This is a genomic window from Nocardia sp. NRRL S-836 (assembly GCF_001279525.1).
Classification (GTDB): Bacteria; Actinomycetota; Actinomycetes; order Mycobacteriales; family Pseudonocardiaceae; genus Lentzea.
In genome coordinates this window covers 1-19,056 of the sequence record NZ_LGDY01000141.1, presented here as the reverse complement: position 1 = coordinate 19,056, position 19,056 = coordinate 1, and the positions used below count along the sequence as shown (strand labels likewise).

18 protein-coding genes are annotated in these 19,056 nt (G+C 71.2%); 11 read left to right on the top strand and 7 right to left on the bottom strand.

The annotated features are described in order from the left end of the window. Positions 1 to 183 precede the first annotated feature (183 nt). Positions 184 to 1,191, top strand: a complete 1,008-nt coding sequence (locus ADL03_RS38850; RefSeq protein ID WP_197289033.1) for a DUF3558 family protein — start codon at positions 184 to 186, stop codon at positions 1,189 to 1,191. Between the two features lie 92 nt (positions 1,192 to 1,283). Then, complete coding sequence (locus ADL03_RS38845) at positions 1,284 to 2,789, top strand: aldehyde dehydrogenase family protein (protein ID WP_053738647.1); 1,506 nt, start codon at positions 1,284 to 1,286, stop codon at positions 2,787 to 2,789. A 23-nt stretch (positions 2,790 to 2,812) separates the two neighbouring features. Here ADL03_RS38845 and ADL03_RS38840 read toward each other — a convergent pair whose 3' ends face one another. Continuing rightward, positions 2,813 to 3,808, bottom strand: coding sequence for an ABC transporter substrate-binding protein (locus ADL03_RS38840; RefSeq protein WP_053738646.1), 996 nt, complete (start codon positions 3,806 to 3,808; stop codon positions 2,813 to 2,815). Between the two features lie 143 nt (positions 3,809 to 3,951). On the opposite strand from ADL03_RS38840, the gene dhaK reads away from it, so the two are divergent. The 5 genes from dhaK to ADL03_RS38815 all read left to right on the top strand — a co-directional run bounded on the left by dhaK (position 3,952) and on the right by ADL03_RS38815 (position 8,285). Further along, positions 3,952 to 4,944, top strand: coding sequence for a dihydroxyacetone kinase subunit DhaK (gene dhaK / locus ADL03_RS38835; protein ID WP_053738645.1), 993 nt, complete (start codon positions 3,952 to 3,954; stop codon positions 4,942 to 4,944). Between the two features lies 1 nt (position 4,945). Further along, a complete protein-coding gene (gene dhaL, locus ADL03_RS38830; RefSeq protein WP_053738644.1) occupies positions 4,946 to 5,575 on the top strand; it encodes a dihydroxyacetone kinase subunit DhaL in 630 nt (209 codons plus the stop codon). Then, entirely contained in the window at positions 5,572 to 6,276 is a 705-nt protein-coding gene (dhaM, locus tag ADL03_RS38825) for a dihydroxyacetone kinase phosphoryl donor subunit DhaM (protein WP_053738643.1), read from the top strand. Before dhaL ends, dhaM begins: the two co-directional genes overlap by 4 nt. 781 nt (positions 6,277 to 7,057) lie before the next feature. Beyond that, on the top strand, positions 7,058 to 7,606 hold the full coding sequence (locus ADL03_RS38820; RefSeq protein WP_053738642.1) for a GNAT family N-acetyltransferase: 549 nt from the start codon (positions 7,058 to 7,060) through the stop codon (positions 7,604 to 7,606). Further along, positions 7,599 to 8,285, top strand: a complete 687-nt coding sequence (locus ADL03_RS38815) for an alpha/beta fold hydrolase (protein ID WP_053738641.1) — start codon at positions 7,599 to 7,601, stop codon at positions 8,283 to 8,285. Before ADL03_RS38820 ends, ADL03_RS38815 begins: the two co-directional genes overlap by 8 nt. A gap of 708 nt (positions 8,286 to 8,993) precedes the next feature. Here ADL03_RS38815 and ADL03_RS38810 read toward each other — a convergent pair. Further along, positions 8,994 to 9,290, bottom strand: a complete 297-nt coding sequence (locus ADL03_RS38810; protein ID WP_053738663.1) for a hypothetical protein — start codon at positions 9,288 to 9,290, stop codon at positions 8,994 to 8,996. Positions 9,291 to 9,322: 32 nt separating this feature from the next. Between ADL03_RS38810 and ADL03_RS46185 the strand changes: the two genes are divergently transcribed. After that, positions 9,323 to 9,523 (top strand): zinc ribbon domain-containing protein, encoded by a 201-nt coding sequence (locus ADL03_RS46185; RefSeq protein ID WP_082373858.1) that lies wholly within the window; start codon positions 9,323 to 9,325, stop codon positions 9,521 to 9,523. Here the strand turns inward: ADL03_RS46185 and ADL03_RS38805 are convergent. From ADL03_RS38805 to mce, 5 genes are all read right to left on the bottom strand, one after another. Next, the gene (locus ADL03_RS38805) at positions 9,520 to 10,110 is read right to left on the bottom strand and encodes a DUF3558 family protein (protein ID WP_063798854.1); all 591 of its coding nucleotides are present in this window, start codon (positions 10,108 to 10,110) and stop codon (positions 9,520 to 9,522) included. The two genes, ADL03_RS46185 and ADL03_RS38805, sit on opposite strands and share 4 nt — an antisense overlap. A 49-nt stretch (positions 10,111 to 10,159) precedes the next feature. Then, on the bottom strand, positions 10,160 to 11,935 hold the full coding sequence (locus tag ADL03_RS50940; RefSeq protein WP_053738639.1) for a 3-hydroxybutyryl-CoA dehydrogenase: 1,776 nt from the start codon (positions 11,933 to 11,935) through the stop codon (positions 10,160 to 10,162). Between the two features lie 243 nt (positions 11,936 to 12,178). Next, on the bottom strand, positions 12,179 to 13,690 hold the full coding sequence (locus tag ADL03_RS38795) for a chromosome segregation protein (RefSeq protein ID WP_053738638.1): 1,512 nt from the start codon (positions 13,688 to 13,690) through the stop codon (positions 12,179 to 12,181). A gap of 36 nt (positions 13,691 to 13,726) precedes the next feature. Beyond that, positions 13,727 to 15,040, bottom strand: a complete 1,314-nt coding sequence (gene ccrA / locus ADL03_RS38790) for a crotonyl-CoA carboxylase/reductase (RefSeq protein ID WP_053738637.1) — start codon at positions 15,038 to 15,040, stop codon at positions 13,727 to 13,729. A 122-nt stretch (positions 15,041 to 15,162) separates the two neighbouring features. Next, positions 15,163 to 15,609 carry a methylmalonyl-CoA epimerase gene (gene mce, locus ADL03_RS38785; RefSeq protein WP_053738636.1) on the bottom strand — a complete coding sequence of 149 codons (447 nt, stop codon included), beginning with the start codon at positions 15,607 to 15,609 and terminating at the stop codon, positions 15,163 to 15,165. Between the two features lie 124 nt (positions 15,610 to 15,733). On the opposite strand from mce, the gene ADL03_RS38780 reads away from it, so the two are divergent. The 3 genes from ADL03_RS38780 to ADL03_RS38770 are packed head-to-tail and all read left to right on the top strand — an operon-like array spanning position 15,734 to position 18,490. Next, positions 15,734 to 16,924, top strand: coding sequence for an acetyl-CoA C-acetyltransferase (locus ADL03_RS38780; protein WP_053738635.1), 1,191 nt, complete (start codon positions 15,734 to 15,736; stop codon positions 16,922 to 16,924). A gap of 10 nt (positions 16,925 to 16,934) precedes the next feature. Further along, on the top strand, positions 16,935 to 17,885 hold the full coding sequence (gene meaB, locus ADL03_RS38775) for a methylmalonyl Co-A mutase-associated GTPase MeaB (protein WP_053738634.1): 951 nt from the start codon (positions 16,935 to 16,937) through the stop codon (positions 17,883 to 17,885). Further along, positions 17,882 to 18,490: a hypothetical protein gene (locus ADL03_RS38770; RefSeq protein ID WP_053738633.1), complete on the top strand. Its 609-nt coding sequence runs from the start codon at positions 17,882 to 17,884 to the stop codon at positions 18,488 to 18,490. Before meaB ends, ADL03_RS38770 begins: the two co-directional genes overlap by 4 nt. Positions 18,491 to 19,056: the final 566 nt, after the last annotated feature.

Sequence of the window (19,056 nt, the reverse complement as noted above, 5' to 3'; positions counted from 1 at the left end):
CGTCGATCCAGTTGACTGCGCGGCGAATGCGGTTGAGCACGTCTCTCCTTCTGGTCGGGGTCTTCACCTGGTGTAGCGCGTTGATCTTCTGAATCGTTCCCGTAGCGGACAGTGACCTCAGCCACGGCCGCAAGGCCGGGGTAGTGGCCACGAGCGCGCCGAAAGGTCGCTAACGTGCACGTCGTGCTTCGTTTTCGTGCCACGGCGCTGGTCGCCGCCGCCGCGCTGCTGCTGGCCGGATGCGCCACCGGTCCCGGTCTCGCGAAGACCCACTCCGCGCGCCGCACCGTGGCCGCCGGCTCGGAGGCGACGTCGACCGACCCGACGGTCGGGTCGACCGCGCAGCCGAACAAGCCGGCCGACCCGGCGTTCGCCGCCGAGCGGTTGCGCCTGGTCGACCCGTGCGCGGTGATCAGCAAGGACGTGCTGGAGACGGTCGGCACGCCGTCGCGGTACACGAGCAGTTCCTACACGCGTTGCTCGAACTACATGAAGGACAAGGCGGGCAAGACGCTCAACGTCACGCTGGACCTGGGCTACTCGCTGCTGTCCACCGAGGTGCGGAAGGCCACGAAGCAGATCGCCGGCCTGAAGAGCGTCGAGCAGAAGCTGAACAGCTCCGCGTGCTTCGTCTCGGTCGTCACGCAGGAGGACCCGCCGCAGGCCGTGCGCGTGCAGATCGGCACGGGCACCGACGGCGCCGAGCCGTGCGACCCCGGCCGCAAGATCGCCGAGGGCGTGGTCCGCAAGCTCAAGGGCAACCCGCAGCGCTACAACCCGCCGAAGGGCTCGCCGGTCGAGGTCGACCCGTGCGCGGTCGTGGAGAAGGCCGACCTGGTCAACCCGCTCGGCACCACGCCGCGTGCGCAGTCCTTCGGCCTGCACGCCTGCTCGTGGAGCGGCCAGAGCGCGCAGCTGCAGCTCGACTTCAAGACGATGCGCATCCCGAACGACCTCAGGTTCAACGACAAGCAGACCGAGCTCGACCTCGGCGGCGTGAAGGGTTACGCGGTCTTCAAGGACGGCCCCTTCCCGACCTGCGACCTGGTCGTCGTGCGCACCAGGGACTCGAGCGGCAGCGGCGAGGTGGCGCAGTTCTCCGCCGCCGGCAGCAAGGAGAAGGAGTTCGACCGCTGCCAGGTCGCGGCCGGGCTCGCGAAGGCCGTGCTGCCCAAGCTGCCCAAGGCGTGACGCGCACGGCTACCGTGGCGGGACCACGCGGGGGCTGAAAGTTCCACCAGATCGCGTTAGGGTCAGGTTACTGGCGAGTATCGGAGGGCCCAATGACGCAGACCGCTTCGGACAGCACGCTGTCGGCCGATGGCGAGCAGCGGCGGTTCGCCTCGCTGGACCCGCGCACCGGTGAGGTCGTGGCGCACCACCCGGTCCACACCGCGGCCGAGGTCGAGGACGCCGTGGTCTCCGCCCGCGAGGCCGCACAGTGGTGGGCGGGCCTGGGCTTCGAGGGGCGCAAGACCAAGCTCGACGCCTGGCGCAAGATCCTCTCGCAGCGCGCGGACGAGCTCGTCTCGCTGATCAGCGCGGAGACCGGCAAGCCCGCCGACGACTCGCGCGTGGAGATCGCGCTGGTCATGGACCACCTGCACTGGGCATCGCGGCAGGCGGGCCGGGTGCTGGGCAAGCGCAGGGTCTCCGCGGGCATGCTGATGTTCAACCACACCGCGTCGCTGGAGTACCGGCCGCTGGGTGTGATCGGCGTGATCGGGCCGTGGAACTACCCGGCGCACACGCCGATGGGCTCGATCTCGTACGCGCTGGCCGCCGGCAACGCCGTGGTGTTCAAGCCGTCGGAGTTCACGCCGGGCGTGGGCACGTTCCTGGCCTCGACGTTCACCGAGGCGGTACCGGAGTACCCGGTGTTCCAGGTGGTCACGGGCTTCGGCGAGACCGGCGCGGCGCTCTGCGCGGCCGGGGTCGACAAGATCGCCTTCACGGGCTCGACGCGGACCGGCAAGAAGGTCATGGCCGCGTGCGCCACGACGCTCACGCCGGTGCTGGTCGAGTGCGGCGGCAAGGACGCGCTGATCGTCGACTCGGACGCCGACCTGCACGCCGCCGCCGAGGCGGCGATCTGGGGCGCGGTGTCGAACGCCGGCCAGACGTGCGCGGGCGTGGAGCGGGTGTACGTCGCCGAGGAGGTGGCGGACCGGTTCATCGAGATCGCGGTGAAGCGGGCGCGCAAGCTCAAGCCGGGCGGCGAGCCGAACGCGAACCTCGGCCCGATCACGATGCCGGCGCAGGTGGAGATCATCCGCGAGCACGTGCGGGACGCGCTGGACCGCGGTGGCAAGGCGCTGGTCGGCGGCGCGGACTCGATCCGGCCGCCGTACGTCGAACCGGTGGTGCTGACCGACGTGCCGGAGGACTCGCTGGCGGTCACCGAGGAGACCTTCGGGCCGACCGTGGTGATCAACCGGGTGCCGAACGCGCTGGAGGGCGTGCGGCTCGCGAACCGGTCGAAGTACGGGCTGGGCGCGGCGGTGTTCTCGAAGTCGCGCGGTGAGGAGCTGGCGCGGGAGCTGCGGGTCGGCATGGTGTCGATCAACTCGGTGCTCACCTACGCGGCGGTGCCGGGGCTGCCCTTCGGCGGCGTCGGCGACTCCGGCTTCGGGCGCATCCACGGCGAGGACGGGCTGCGCGAGTTCGCCTACGCCAAGGCCGTGACCAAGCAGCGGTTCAAGGCCGTGATCGACATGACGACGTTCGACCGGTCGTCGCTCGCGGGCAAGCAGATGCTGCGCCTCGCGCGGATGCTCTTCGGACGGTAGAGCACCCGCGCGCAGGGCGATCGTCAGGCGCCGGCCTGCTTCTTGAGGTCGTCCAGGACCACGTTCGCGGCCAGCACGCCCAGGCCGAGGAAGTAGGTCTCGTCGGCGACCGGCTTGGCCTTGCCGCCCTTGACGGCGTTGAGGCCGCTCCACAGCGGACCGCCGAGCACGGCGCCCTGCGCGGTCTTGGCCGGGTCGCCGTAGGTCGAGTAGAGCAGCAGGTCGGCGTCGGCCTTGCCGACCTGCTCCGTGCTCACCTCGGCGGCCAGGTCGTCCACCTGGGACGACGTCGGCTGCGGGATCTTGGCGTCGACCAGAACCGTGCCGATGAACGACTTCTTGGCGTAGAGGCGGATCTTGCCCGGCATGAAGCGCAGCGCCGTCACCGTCGGGCGCACGCCGAGCTTCTGCTCGATCGCCGTGCCGGTCTCGGCGGCCTTGTTCGTGTAGTCCTCCAGCATCTTCGCCGCGTCCGCCTGCCGGTCCAGCGCGGCGGCGTTGAGCAGGAAGTTCTCCTTCCACACGTAGCCGGGGCGCACCGAGAACACGGTCGGGGCGATGGCCGAGAGCTTCGGGTAGAGGGCCTCCGCGCGCAGCTGCGAGCCCAGGATCAGGTCCGGGTTCAGCTTGGTGATCGCTTCGAGGTTGAGGTTGTTGGTCGTGCCGACGTTCTCCGGCGTGCCGCCCTTGTCGCCGATGTAGGAGGGCATGGTCGGCGAGCCGTCGGTGTAGGCGATGCCGACCGGCTTGATGCCCAGTGCGACGACGTTGTCGAGCTCGCCGGTGTCGAGGACGATCACCCGTTCGGGTTTCTTCTCCAGCTTGGTCTCGCCCATCGCGTGCTTGACCGTGCGGGGGAACTCGCCGGGCTTGGCGGTCGTGCCGAAGCCGTTGCTGAGCTCGGTCGCCTTGCCGAAGTCGGCGCCTCCCTGGGCGACGGTCGGCTTGTCGGGCGTGCTGGAGCCGCAGGCGGCCACGGTCAGGGCCACTGCGACGAGCAGCGCTGCTCTCTTCGACACGACGTTGTTCCTCCACTACGTGCAGTCACTCTGACCTGCGGGAATTAGGGCAGCCTAACGCACATCGGGGCCCTGACCCGTTCCGAGTGTCAGACCCTCGGAGTAAGAAGGAACACGGTCACCGCCGATCGGGAGGGTGTGGGATGAAGAAGATCATCAACGAGCCGGAGACCGTGGTGCGCGACGCGCTGCGGGGGATGCAGGCCGCCCATGCCGACCTGCTGCGGGTGCAGTACGAGCCGGCCGTGGTGGTGCGCGCGGACGCACCGGTGCGCGGCAAGGTCGCGATCATTTCGGGCGGCGGGTCGGGACATGAGCCGCTGCACGGCGGGTTCGTCGGGAGCGGCATGCTCGACGCGGCCTGCCCCGGCGCGGTGTTCACGTCGCCGACGCCGGACCAGGTCGCCGCCGCGGTGGCGCTGACCGACGGTGGCGCGGGCGCGTTGCTGATCGTGAAGAACTACTCCGGCGACGTCATGAACTTCGAGATGGCCGGCGAGCTCGCCGAGTCCGAGGTGCGGTCGGTGGTGATCGACGACGACGTGGCGGTGCAGGACTCGCTGTACACGGCCGGTCGGCGGGGGGTCGGCGGCACCGTGCTGCTGGAGAAGATCGTCGGCGCGGCGGCCGAGCGGGGCTACGACCTGGCGGCGTGCGAGGCGCTGGCGCAGCGGGTGATCGGCTCGGTGCGGTCGATGGGCCTCGCGCTGACCCCGTGCACGGTGCCGCACGCCGGCACGCCGAGCTTCGAGCTGGCCGACGACGAGATGGAGATCGGCATCGGCATCCACGGCGAGCCGGGCCGCCAGAAGGTGCCGGTCGGGCCGGCTTCTGAGATGGTGGCGGCGTTGCTCGACCCGGTCGTGGCGGACCTGCCCTTCGCCGAGGGGGACCGCGTGCTGCTGTTCACCAACGGCATGGGCGGCACGCCGTTGATCGAGCTGTACCTGGCACACGGCATCGCGGAGGACCTGTTGGCACAGCGGAGGATCACGGTGGAGCGCAGGCTCGTCGGCCCGTACATCACCAGTCTGGAGATGCAGGGCATGAGTCTCACGCTGCTCAAGCTGGACGACGAGCTGGTCGAGCTGTGGGACGCGCCCGTGCGGACCGCGGCGCTGCGGTGGGGGGTCTGACGTGGGGTGCACGGCCTCGGACGTCGTGGCGGCGCTGCGCCTGGCCGCCACCGTCGTGCAGGAGCACCGCGACGAGCTGGTGCGGCTGGACCAGGCGATCGGCGACGCCGACCACGGCGAGAACCTGCGCCGCGGCTTCACCGCGCTGGTGTCGCGTTTGGACGCGGAACCGCCCGCGACGCCGGGCAAGGTGCTGAAACTGGTGGCCACCACGCTGATCTCGACGGTGGGCGGTGCGGCCGGACCCCTGTACGGCACGGCGTTCCTGCGCGCGTCCGCCGCGGTCGGTGACGCCGAGGAGTTGGACGGAGAGCTGATGGCGCGTGCGTTGCAGGGTGCCCTGGACGGCGTGGTGGCGCGCGGCAAGGCGGTGGTGGGCGACAAGACGATGGTCGACGCGCTGACGCCCGCCGTGACCGCCGCGGCCCACGCCGGCGGCGGATCGGTCTCCGCGGTGCTGAGCGCGGCCGCCGACGCCGCGGCCGAGGGCGCCGAGTCGACGGTGCCGATGGTGGCGCGCAAGGGCCGTGCGTCCTACCTCGGCGAGCGCAGTGCCGGGCACCTCGATCCGGGTGCGCGCTCGACGGCGTTGCTGCTGCGCGCGTTCGCCGATGCGGCGGCCAAGGCATGACGGCGGCCGCGGTGCAGCGGGTCGGCCTGGTGGTCGTCTCGCACAGCGACATGCTGGCGAACGGCGTCGCGGAGCTGGCCGCCCAGATGGCGCCGGACGTGACCGTGGCGCCCGTGGGCGGCACGGAGGAGGGCGGCCTGGGCACCGACTACGGCGCGGTCGTCGAGGCATTGGCCGACGCCGACTCCGGTTCGGGCGTCGTGGTCCTCTACGACCTGGGCAGCGCCAAGATGACCGCCGAGATGGCCGTGGAGTCGGCGGACGACCCGTCCCGCTACGCGGTGGTAGACGCGCCGCTGGTGGAGGGCGCGGTGGCCGCCGCGGTGACCGCCCAGGGCGGCGCCTCGCTCGCCGATGTCGCCGCCGCTGCCGAGGGCGCCTCCGGCGAGGCCCCGGTGATGGCCCCGTCCCGCCCGGCGCTGCACCTGGTGCCGGACGCGGTGTCGGCGGACGTGCTGCTGACCAACGAGGTCGGCCTCCACGCACGCCCGGCGGCCCTGCTGTCGCGCACGGTCGCCGAGCTCGACGCCGACGTGGTGGTCCGCTACGGCGACGAAGAGGCGAACGCGGCGAGCGTGCTGGGGTTGATGGGCCTGAGCGCGCCCGGCGGGAAGTCGATCACCGTGACGGCGACCGGCAGGGACGCGCGGGAGGCGGTGCGGCGGATCGAGGAGCTGGCGGAGAGGGGCTTCGACGACTAGGACGACTCCGGGTGGCCGGTCTTCGGCCGGGCGGTGACGTCGGTTGTGGCTGGAGCGGCGACGGCTGCGGCGAGGGTGGCTGCTGCTGCGGCGGGACGGCTCCTGCGGCGGGACGGCTGGCGCGGCGGAGACGGCTGGCGCGGCGGGAACGGCTGCTGCGGCGGGAACGGCTGCTGCGGCGGGTACAGCCGCTGCGGTGAGGACGGCTGGCGCGACGAGGACGGCGGCTGTAACGACGAGCGCGAGGGCAGCAGCGGGAGCGACGGGGCCCCGGCGAAGGCGGCGACAACGGTTGCGGCGGTCGTAACGGCAACTGCGGTGGCAACCGCTGCGGCGGTCGCAACGCCAACTGCGGTGCCAACGGCTGCGGTGGCGTCGACCGCCGCGGTGGGGCACTGCGTCGGCGGGACATCGCGGTAGCGGGACATCGCGGTGGCGTCGACTGCGGCGGCGGGGCACTGCGGCGGCCGCTGCTGCCACCACGAAGGCTGCGCGGAGCGCTGCTGCGCTGGCGAGGAGGCGTCGACCGAGGAGGCGTTGACCCAGGCGGCGAAAGCAGTGGCAGGGTCTGCGGTGGTGAGCGGGGACTGGCCGTCCGTCCTGTCGTAGCGGTGGCCGGGCCGCGTCGTTGTCCGAGGCTGCTGCACCTCTCGGCGGTGTTGCGGCCCAGCGGGCATTCAGAGCCCGTCGTACTGACACGAACGCCTCGGACACGCCGTGACACGTCCTGGCGGCGGGGTAGCGTGCCCCCTGGGCTGATCTTGAGACATGGGGGCAGTGGATGTTCAGCAGGCCGCTGGGTGACGACGGTGCGGAGCTGCGGCCGTTGGAGCCGTGGCACGCGCCCGAGTTCTTCGCGAACATCGAGCGCGGGCGTGAGTTCATCGGGCAGTACATCGCGCTGCCGGACGCGGTGCCCGACGTCGAGGCCGCGAGGGTGTACCTCGCGAACTACGCGGAGAAGGCGAAGACCGACACCGGGCGCATCTACGGCATCTGGCTGGCGGGCCGGCTGGTCGGCGGGGTGCTGTTCCGTGTGATGGACCTGCGCCAGGGCACCGCGGAGGCCGGTTGCTGGCTGGAGCCGTCGGCGGTGGGCAAGGGGCTGGTCACGCGGGCGGCGCGGCTGGTCATCGACTGGGCGATTCGCGAGCGCGGCGTGCATCGGGTTGAGTGGTTGGCGTCGTCGGCCAACGCGCCGAGCATCGCGGTGGCGCGGCGGCTGGGCATGACCAGGGACGGCGTGCTGCGGCAGCACTACCTCTACCGCGGTGTGCGTCACGACATGGAGGTGTGGTCGGTGCTGGCCCCGGAGTGGATCGATGGATGACCTCGTGCTGTTGCACGCCTTCCCGCTCGACGCGCGCATGTGGGACGTGCCGGGCGCACGGACGCCCTCGCTGCGCGGCACAGGCGAACCGGACCTGACGACGCTCGCGCGGGCCGTGCTCGACGAGCTGGACGGGCTCGACCAGTTCCTGCTGGGCGGGTGCTCGATGGGCGGGTACGTGGCGATGGCGTTGCTGCGGATCGCGCCGGAACGGGTCAAGGGCCTGGTCTTCGTCGACACCAAGCACACCGCGGACACCGAGGAAGCGGCCGCGAACCGGCACGCGATGGCGGACCGGGTCGAACGCGAGGGCGTCGGCGAGTGGCTCGTGGACGCGATGCTGCCGAACCTGCTCGGCCCGGACGCCTCCGCCGACGCGAAGGCGCTGACCAGGGACATGATCCTCGGCCAGCGCGCGGAGGACGTCGCCTGGTGGCAGCGCGCGATGGCCCGGCGCCCCGACTCGACCGAGGTGCTGGAGACGCTGGACGTGCCGTCGCTGGTGCTGGTCGGCGAGCACGACCGGCTCACGCCGCCGGACGTGGCCGCGAAGCTCGCGGTGACGCTGAAGCACAGCACCAGCGAACGCATCGAGGACGCCGGGCACCTGCCGCCGGTCGAACGCCCGGAGGAGTTCCGCGCCCGGCTGGAACGCTGGCGGGTCCAGGTCGGACTCTAGGAACCGGCCCGTGGACCGGCACCGGGCGCCGGAACGGGTGCACGGACCAGCGCTGGTTGCTGGAACGGGCGCACGCACCGAGGCCGGTGGCTGGAATCGCAGCGTGGCCCGGTGTTGCCCCGGCTCCGGCGCCGGTCGATGGCCCAATGCGTTGCCCAGGGTGGCCGCTGGGGCTGGCGTGTGGCCCTGGGTTGGCCCCCTGGAACCGGCCGACGGCCGGTGTGTTGCCGTGGGGCGGCCTCTGGAACCGGCGCCGATCGACGGCCTAACGCCTTGCCCAGGGACAGCCGCTGGAACCTCCGCGTGGATCGCGAACGGTCGCTCGAATCGCCGCATGGCATGGCGCTGGCGTGTGGGACCCGGTGCGTGACCGGGGCTGGCTGCCAAACCGCGCGTGGCCCAGGGTTGGCCGCCGGAATGGGTTCGTGGCCTGGGGTCGGCGGCCGGAATGGGTGCGTGGCGCACGACTGGCCGCCGGAATGGATACGTGACCAAGGGTTGGCCGCCGGAACCGGCGCGTCGCCGGGTCAAGCCGCCAGAACGGGGGCGTGGCCCCAGAGACAGCCGCCAGAACCCGCGCGTGGCCTGCGGGCCGACCGCCAGAGCGGACGCGTGAACCCAAGCCGGCATCCGCAACCGCCGCCCCGACCGGCGTCGGTCGCTCGAATCGCCGCTCCAGAACCGCCGCGTCGACCCGGACCCCGGCCGCTAGAACCGGCGTGACGTCGGCCCGCGCCGGCCGCGGGAGTTCCAGCAGCCCTGGTGCCAGTGGCGGCGTTCCTCCGTCGAGCCGGCCTCGTGCGCGGGCCACGCCACCACGTGTGGTGTGCCGGGGCGGATCTCGTGGTCGCAGCCGGGGCAGCGGTAGGTCTTCTGGGCCTGCGTGCCGGAGATCGCGCGAACCAGGTAGTCCTCGCCGTCCGGTCCGCGCTCTGCCCTCGCCCAGCCGACGCCGCCACCCAGTGGGCGGTGTTCTTCCGGCTTGGGGCTGTTGCGGCGTGGCACGGCCACACGGTAACCGCTCGTAGAATCGGGGCGTGCCGACCTACGAGTTCCGTTGCCGAACGTGCGGCGACACCTTCGAGTTGAAGCGTCCGATGAGCGAGGCGTCAGCGCCCGCGAGCTGTCCCGGCGGTCACGCGGACACCGTGAAGCTGCTGTCCATGGCCGGGATCGGTGGTACCGCGAAGGAACAGGGCGGTGGCGGTGGCTGCTGCGGCGGGGGCTGCTGCGGTTAGGACGGTGACCGGGACAGCATGATCTCGGCGACCTTGCGGCCCTGCTCGCAGACGCCGCCGAACTTCCCGGTCGGGTCGATCACGATGATGCCGAGCCCGCCGCCGTCGTAGGGCGCGGCGAGCACGCACGACGGCTGCACCTCGGGGTCGTCGGAGCGGTCGAGGTAGGTGACCTTCTTGCCGTTGACGTCGTAGTCGCCGGTGGTGCGCTCGATCGTGATCTGCTTGCCCTCGCGGAAGCGCAGGGAGACGCCGACCTCGGCGTTGTCGATCTTCGTCGTCCAGCGGCACGACTGGTCGAACGTCGAGTCGTAGTTGATCTGCGTGGGCGGCGTGTCCGCCTTGGCGCCGGGGTAGGGCAGGTCCGTCCACTTCAGCACGGCGCACACGCCCTGCACCTCACCGTCGATCGGCGAGGTGTCCGGTTCCTGCGATGGGTCGGGCTCGTCGGAGGGCGGGGTGGACTCCTGGTCGAACGGCGAGGCCGCGTCGAGCGAGTCCTGCGCCTTCGGACTGCCCTCGACCGTCTTCCCGGCACAGCCGGAGACGAGCACGAGGACAGCCAACAGGAGCACCAGTCGACGCATGGCACCACCATGCCATGTCCGGCATGGTGCCCCTGTTAGCACCACGCGTTCACGAGTAGTCGCGGAAGCCCTTGCCGGTCTTGCGGCCGAGCCGGCCCGCCGTGACCAGGTGTTCCAGCAACGGCGCCGGCGCGAAACCGGGTTCGCGGAACTCCAGGTACAGCGTGCGCTCGATCGCCAGCGACACGTCCAGGCCCACGACGTCCAGCAGTGCGAACGGGCCCATCGGCAGGCCGCAGCCGACCTTCATCGCGTTGTCGATGTCGTCGGCCTCCGCGTAGTGGGCCTCCAGCATCTTCACCGCGTCGTTGAGGTACGGGAAGAGCAGCGCGTTCACGATGAAACCCGCGACGTCACCGCAGTGCACCGGATGCTTGCCCAGGTCGAGGCAGATCTTGCGGGCGGTCGCCACGACGTCGGCGCTCGTGGAGATCGTCTCGACGACCTCCACCAGCTTCATGACCTGCGCCGGGTTGAAGAAGTGCAGGCCCACGACGTCGGCGGGGCGGGACGTGGCCGCGGCGACCTCGATGACCGGCAGCGAGGACGTGGTCGTCGCGAGCACCGCGCCGGGCTTGCACACCTCGTCCAGCGCCGCGAAGACCTCCTTCTTGATGCCGATCTCCTCGGCGACCGCCTCGACCACCAGGTCGCAGTCGGCGAGCTCGACGAACTCCACGGCCGGCGTGATGCGCGCCAGCGCCGCGTCCCGGTCGGCCTCGCTGAGCTTGCCCTTGGCCACGGCGCGCTCCAGCGACTTGCGCACCGCCCCGATCGCCTTCTCGGCCTTGTCCAGGGCGCGGGCGCGCAGCACCACGTCGTAGCCGCGCTTGGCGAACACCTCGGCGATGCCGGTGGCCATCGTGCCGGTGCCGATCACGCCGACCCGCTGCACCTCGCGCGCGGGCACCGCGCTGTCCACAGTGGACGGCGTCTGCGCGTCGGCGACCACGTTCGGCGAGTCGGGGCCGTCGTAGGTGTAGAAGCCGCGCCCGGACTTCCGGCCCAGCAGGCCCGCGGTGATCATCTGCTTGAGCAGCGGCGCCGGTGCGTGCAGCCGGTTGCGCGACTGGTGGTACATCGTGTCGAGGATCTCGTAGGCGGTGTCGAGACCGATGAGGTCCAGCAACGCCAGCGGGCCCATCGGGTAGCCGCAGCCGTAACGCATCGCGGCGTCGAGGTCCTCCCGCGTCGCGTACCTCGACTCCAGCATCTTCACCGCGTGGTTGAGGTACGGGAAGAGCAGCGCGTTCGCGATGAACCCGGCGCGGTCGCCGATCACGACCGGAGACTTGCCCAGCCGCTGCACGAACGCGACCACGTCCGCGATCACGTCGGCCTCGGTGACGACCGTGCGCACGACCTCGACCAGCTTCAGCACCTGCGTGGGGTTGAAGAAGTGCAGGCCGACGACCTTGCCCGGCCGCCCGGTGTGCACGCCGATCTCGGTGATCGACAACGACGACGTGTTCGAGGCGATGATCGCCTCGGGCTTCAGGATCTGGTCGAGCTCGCGGAAGATGCCCGCCTTGAGCTCGATGCTCTCCGGCACCGCCTCGATCACCAGGTCGCAGTCGGCGAGGTCCGCGAGCGCGAGCGAGGTCGTGATCCGGCCGTGCAGCTCGGTCTTCTCGGCCTCGGTCAGCTTCTCGCGGCGCACGGCCCGCTCGGTCGAGTGCTCCAGGTGCCCGAGGCCGCGTTCGAGGCCGGCCGCGTCGACGTCCACCGCCCGCACGGCCAGGCCGGTGCGTGCGAGTACCTCCGCGATGCCCGCCCCCATCGTTCCGAAGCCGACGACTCCGACGGTGTTGATTTCGCGCGCCACTACAGCCTCCCTGCGAGGTAGAGCGTGGGCTACCAACGAGTAACTTGCGGGCGACTATGCCACCCCGGGCCTGGGCGGGCGCCGTGAGCTTCGCCATCGGGATCGAAACAGTGATCGGTCCAGCGCACCGTCAGGCCGGTCGCCGTGATCGTGAAACCCCAGATGGCGCAACGGTTCCGTGCTCCGAACGAGGAACGGCCGCGACTCCGGTGGAGTCGCGGCCGCTCTCGCGCTGTTGCGCTGTCAGGACTTCTTCGCCGGCTGGGGGCGCGCCACCTTCGTCGTCGGGCCGTCCACCTGCGCGGCCTTGGCCGGAGCCGCCTGCTGCTGGGCCGCCTGCTGCGTGGCCGGTACAACCGTGGTCGGTGCGGGCGTGGACGGTGCAGGCGTGGCCGGTGGCTGCGGCACGGTCTGCGGCTGCGCGGCCTGGGTCGGTGCCGCCTTCTGCTGCGCAGGCTGGTTCTTGGCAGGCTGCTTCGGAGCTGGCTTGTTCTGCGCCGCTTGGTTCTGCGCCGACTGGTTCTGGGCGGCCTGCGTCTGGGGAGCGACGGGCCGGGCCTGTGAAGCCTGGGGAGTCTGCGGAGCCTGGGCCTGCGGAGCCTGGGCCTGTGGGGCCGGTGCCGCCTGCGCGGGAGCAGCGGCCTGTGCCTGCGCCTGAGCCGGTGCGGCCTGCGCCTGGGCGGGTGCTGCCTGCTGCGGGGCCGGTGCGTCGGCGGCGGCGGGCTGTGCGGGAACGGTCGCGGCCGGTTCCGGCTGCTCCTCGATCGGGTCGAGCAGCGGCACGACGTCCTCCAGCGCCGCCCGCACGCCGTGCAGCTGGTGCGACAGGCGGTTGCGCAGGTTGCGGAGCTGGTCGACGCGCTGCGTGGCGGCCGTGGTGCGGCGGTTCGCCTCCTCGGTGGCCTCGCGCACGCGGCGGTTCGCCTCGTCCGTGGCCTCCTGGATGCGCGCGGTCGCCTCGGTGATCGAGTCGTGGCGGCGGCGGTTGGCCTCTTCGGTGGCCTCGCGGACGCGGCGTTCGGCCTCCGCCTTCGACGTGGCCTGCTCCTGCGCCACGGCGGCACGGATCCGCGCGGCCTCCTCGGTGGCCTCGCGCACCCGGCGGTCGGCCTCGGCCTTGGAGTTGGCCTCCTGGGTGGCGAGCGTCGCCATGGCCTCCGAGCGGCGGGCGGCCATCGCGATCTCGAAGTCCTCCTCGACGGTCACGCGGCGCTGCTCGGACTCGTCGGCGATCTTGCGGGCCGCCGCCTCCGCCTCGGAGACGATCTTCTCGGCCTCGGCGCGCGCCGTCTCCAGGACGCCCTTGTGCTCGGCCTCCATGGCCGCGCGGCGCTCGTCGAGCTCCTGGATCAGCTTCTCGTAGCGCTGGCGGAGCACACCCGCGTCGGCTTCCGCCTTGGCGCGGATGTGCCCGCCCTCCGCTTCGGCACGGGCCTTGATCTCGTTCGCCTCGTCCTGCGCCAGCCGCAGCATGCGCTGGAGGCGCTCGGAAAGCCCCTCCAGCGTCGTCGGCGGCAGCGACAGGCGCTCCACCTGGTTGCGCAGCTCGGTCATCTCCGAGCGTGCGGCTTCCAGCTGGCGTGCGAGGTCGGACGTCTGGGAGACGGCGGCATCGCGGTCCGCGGCCAGCAGCCGCAGGTCCGAGTCGAGGCGTTCGAGGTGGTCCTCGACCTGGGCGCGGTCGTAACCGCGCTTGACGATGTCGAATCCGGATCCCAGAGGGACGAGGTCACGGTCGTCGGCGAGGGGGCCCATGCCCCTCACGCTACCCGTTCGAGTGCCTTCGGAAGGTCACACACCCCGGAATCGGTTGATAGCCGTGAGGTGCTTCGCACGCATCTCGTGATCGAGGACACCCAGACCCTCTTCCGGGGCAAGGCACAGCACGCCGACCTTGCCCTGGTGCAGGTTGCGGTGGACGTCGTAGGCGGCCTGGCCCGTTTCGTCCATTGAGTACACCTTGGACACCGTCGGGTGGATCTTTCCCTTGGCGATCAAGCGGTTCGCCTCCCAGGCCTCGCGGTAGTTCGCGAAGTGCGAGGACAGGATGTGCTTGAGGTTCATCCACAGGTAGCGGTTGTCGTACTGGTGCATGTACCCCGAGGTCGAGGCACACGTCACGATCTTGCCGCCCTTGCGCGCGACGAAGACGGACGCACCGAACGTCTCACGGCCGGGGTGCTCGAACACGATGTCCGGGTCCTCGCCGCCGGTCAGCTCGCGGATCTTCGCGCCGAACCGCTTCCACTCCCGCGGGTCCTGCTCGTGCTCGTTCTTCCAGAACCGGTACCCCTCGGCGGACCGGTCGATGATCAGCTCCGCGCCCATGGACCGGACGATCTCCGCCTTCTCCGGCGAGGAGACGACGCAGACCGGCGTCGCGCCGCCGTTGAGCGCGAACTGCGTGGCGTAGGAACCGAGGCCACCGGAGGCGCCCCAGATCAGGACCGTGTCGCCCTGCTTCATGTTCGCGCCGTTGGTCGACACCAGCTGCCGGTACGCGGTGGAGTTGACCAGGCCGGGGGAGGCGGCCTCCTCCCAGCTCAGGTGCCTGGGCATCGGCATCAGCTGGTTCGACTTCACCAGCGCGAGGTCCGCGAGACCGCCGAAGTTCGTCTCGAAGCCCCAGATCCGCTGCTGCGGGTCGAGCATCGTGTCGTTGTGCCCGTCCGGCGCCTCCAGCGGCACGTCCAGGCAGTGCGCGACCACGCGGTCACCCGGCTTCCACGCCGTGACGCCCGGACCGACGCGCACGACGACACCGGCCAGGTCCGACCCCACGACGTGGTAGGGCAGGTCGTGGCGGCCACCCAGCTTCTTGAGGAAGCCGAACGTGGACACCGGCTCGAAGATCGAGGTCCAGACGGTGTTGTAGTTGATCGCGGAGGCCATGACGGCGACCAGCGCCTCACCCGGACCGAGCTCCGGCGTGGCGACCTCGTCGACGTGCAGGGACTTGCGCGGGTCTTTGTCCCGCGTCTCGAGGCCGGAGAACATGTCGGCCTCGTCCGCGTGCACGGTCACGCCCCGATAGCTCTCCGGAACGTCCAGGGAACCGATCGCGTCCAGCTCGTCGGCCAGGATCGCGTCAAGGATCTTCTGCACGGCGGCATTCCTTCCCTAGTGAGGGATCGTCGCAGGTTGCCGGAGGTTACTCAGCAGTAACCGATTCAGAATCACGCGTGTGAGGGATCCCACCCGGAAAGGCCCGACGAGCGCCTGTGCCGCTAGTGCCGCACCGCCGCGGGCTCGACCAGCTCGATGAGCACACCGCCGGCGTCCTTCGGGTGCACGAAGTTGACCCGGCTGTTCGCCGTGCCGCGCTTGGCGGCGTCGTAGAGCAGCCGCAGGCCCTTCGCCCGCAGCGCGTCCGCCGCGACGTCCACATCGGACACCCGGTAGGCGAGCTGCTGCAGGCCGGGACCGCTGCGGCCGATGAACTTGGCGATCGTCGAGTCCTCGTTCAGCGGCGCGAGCAGCTGGATCGCGGTGCCGTCGTGGTCGCCGGGCGCGTGCAGCATCGCCTCGCGCACGCCCTGCTCCTCGTTGACCTCCTCGTGGGCGACCTCGAGGCCGAAGTTGTCGCGGTAGAACGCGATCGCGACGTCGAGGTCAGGTACCGCGATGCCCACGTGGTCGATCGCGGTCACGAATCGAGCGAGTTCTGCGTTCATGGGAGCGAAGGGTATCGACTCGATCGGTGCAGGTGCCCCTGTGCGAGGTCTCACAGCGTTACCGCAGAGTAGCCGCGGGTATGGTGCTCAGTTAACGACCGTTCGCTCTTCCATGGAGGCAGCTGTGTCCGGTTCCGTCATCGTCGCCGGGGCGCGCACCCCGATGGGTCGACTGCTCGGATCGCTCAAGGACTTCTCCGGCGCCCAGCTGGGTGGCGTCGCGATCAAGGCGGCACTGGAACGCGCGGGCGTGGCTCCCGAGCAGGTGCAGTACGTGATCATGGGCCAGGTGCTCACGGCGGGCGCGGGCCAGATCCCGGCGCGCCAGGCCGCGGTCGCGGCGGGGATCCCGATGAGCGTGCCCGCGCTGACCATCAACAAGGTGTGCCTGTCCGGCATCGACGCGATCGCGCTGGCCGACCAGCTGATCCGCGCCGGTGAGTTCGACGTCGTGGTCGCCGGTGGCCAGGAGTCGATGACCCAGGCGCCGCACCTGCTGCCGAAGTCGCGCGGTGGGTTCAAGTACGGCGACGTGCAGATGCAGGACCACATGGCGCACGACGGTCTGTTCTGCGCTTTCGACCAGGTCGCGATGGGCTCGTCGACCGAGAAGCACAACGGCCGCTACAACGTGACCCGCGAGGAGCAGGACGCGTTCTCCGCGCGTTCGCACCAGCTCGCCGCGAAGGCCGCCGAGAACGGCGTGTTCGCCGCCGAGATCGCGCCGGTCGAGATCCCGCAGCGCAAGGGCGACCCGGTCGTGTTCAGCACGGACGAGGGCGTGCGCGCCGACACCACCGCCGAGTCGCTGGCCAAGCTGCGCCCCGCGTTCGCCGCGGACGGCACCATCACCGCCGGCTCGGCGTCGCAGATCTCCGACGGCGCGGCCGCCGTCGTGGTGATGAGCAAGGCCAAGGCCGAGGAGCTGGGCCTGGAGTGGATCGCGGAGATCGGCGCGCACGGCGTCGTCGCCGGCCCCGACGCCTCGCTGCACGAGCAGCCGTCCAACGCCATCAAGGCCGCGTGCGCCAAGGAGGGCATCTCGCCCGCCGACCTCGACCTGGTCGAGATCAACGAGGCGTTCGCGGCGGTCGGCATCGTGTCGACGCGTCAGCTCGGGATCTCCGAGGACAAGGTCAACGTCAACGGCGGGGCCATCGCCCTGGGCCACCCGATCGGCATGTCCGGCGCCCGCATCGCCCTGCACCTCGCACTGGAGCTGCAGCGGCGCGGCGGCGGCGTGGGCGCGGCCGCTCTGTGCGGTGGCGGCGGCCAGGGCGACGCGCTGATCCTCCGCGTGCCCGCGAAGGCCTAGGTTCGCGTTTGTGGCCGAGGCCGTTGACGTAACGGGACTGGTCGACCGCGCGCGTGACGGTGAACCGCGCGCGGTCGCCAGGCTGATCTCGCTGGTGGAACAGGGCAGCTCCGCGCTGCCCGAGGTGGCGGCGCTGCTCGCCCCGTTCACCGGCAACGCCCAGGTCGTCGGCATCACCGGCGCGCCCGGCGTCGGCAAGTCGACCTCCACCAACGCCCTGGTGCGCGCTTTCCGCTCGGCGGGCAAGCGGGTGGCGGTGATCGCCGTGGACCCGTCGAGCCCGTTCTCCGGCGGCGCGCTGCTCGGTGACCGCGTCCGGATGGGCGACCACGCGACGGATCCGGGCGTGTTCATCCGTTCGATGGCCACCCGCGGCCACCTCGGCGGCCTGTCGTGGGCCACCCCGCAGGCCCTGCGCGTGCTCGACGCGGCCGGTTTCGACGTGGTCCTCGTGGAGACCGTCGGCGTCGGCCAGTCCGAGATCGAGGTCGTGGCACTGGCCGACACCACCCTGGTGCTGCTCGCACCGGGCATGGGCGACGGCATCCAGGCCGCGAAGGCCGGCATCCTGGAGATCGCCGACGTGTTCGTGGTGAACAAGGCCGACCGCGACGGCGCCGACCAGACCGCCCGCGACCTGAAGTACATGATCTCCCTGGGCCGCCGCGACCGCACCGGCCCGCTGTGGCGCCCACCCGTGCTGAAGACCGTGGCCGCCCGCTCGGAAGGCCTCGACGCCGTGGTCGAAGCGATCGACGCACACTGCTCGTGGATGGTCGAGCACGGCGAACTCCACGACCGCCGTCTACGCCGCGCGGCCGCCGAGATCGAGGCGATCGCCGTCGACCGCGTGCGCACCCGCCTCGGTCCGGCCGACGCCCTCGCGAAGCGCGTGGTGGCGGGCGAGCTGGACCCGTTCGCCGCCGCCGAGCAGTTGATCAGCGGTAATCTGCGGCCATGACCGCTTGGGGAGCGCCTGCACCTGTCGTCATCGACCTCGGCAAGAGCGACACCCGCAAAGTCCTGCTCGGCGGCTCACTGGCCGGAGGCCTCGGAATCCTGGCCCTGATCGGCGCCGTGACCGCCTTCGCCGACGGCGAACCGGTCGGCGGCTCCATCGCGGGCGTCATCGGCCTCGCCTTCACGTTCATCGGCGTCATGGCCCTGGTGAAGTTCAAAACCATCTCGCGCCCCCGCAAACTCGTCATCGAACAGCAGGGCATCCGCCTCGACGACCCGCAGGGCACCCCCTGGGCCGTCGCCTGGCAGGACCTCGCCGCCATCTCGATCTCCCGCACCCGCGAACGCGCCGTGGAACTGGCCGACGCCCTGGTCCGCCGCACCCTGGTCCGCGTCGACCTGCACCCCCGCGACCCGGCCCGCTTCCGCCCCGCGCACCCGACGATGGAACCCCTGTGGGAGTTCCACCGCGTGCAGAACGGGTACCGGCTCCCGCTCGGCGACTCGGCACCGATGATCGCGCCGATCGACCAGGCGCTGCGGACGTTCGCGCCGCAGATCTACCGCGGGGTGATCGATGAAGGGTTCACGGTCGGGCTGCACTGAGGCTGTTGCCTGGGGTGGGCTGCGGCTGGCTGTTCGCTGGGCGGACGTCCGCTGGGCGGGCGGTCCGCGGGCTGACTGCCGCGGCTGGATGAGCGGCGCGGCGTGGGGGCGGAGCGGTGGGCTGATGTTGGGGAATTGTTGAGGTGCGGCTGTGGCCGCACCCGTCTCCGCTTCACCGGCAGGCTTGCGCAGGGGTCCCCTTCGGTTTTGGTTCCCCCGCGACCGAACGTACTCATGGGGTCTGACAGTTTCGGACCTCGCCGGACCACGCGGACCCGCCGGGTCGGCCTGGCCGAGCCTCGCCGGGCGTGGCAAGGCGAGCCGCATCGAGCCGACCTCGCGCGGCATACTCATCGACTGCGGCAAGGTGTCGAGCTGCCGCCAGGCACGGCGAGCCGTATCGAGCGGAGCGAGACGACCCTCCCTTACCTCTGGCACCCCACACCCGTCGAGCGAAGCGAGGCGTGTCTACCTTCCCTCGATCGGTAGCGGTGACAAGCCCTTTGACCTGCGATTGGGGCTTGACTTTGAGGGCGGGGCGATATCCTGGTAGGGATCGGCCGGGC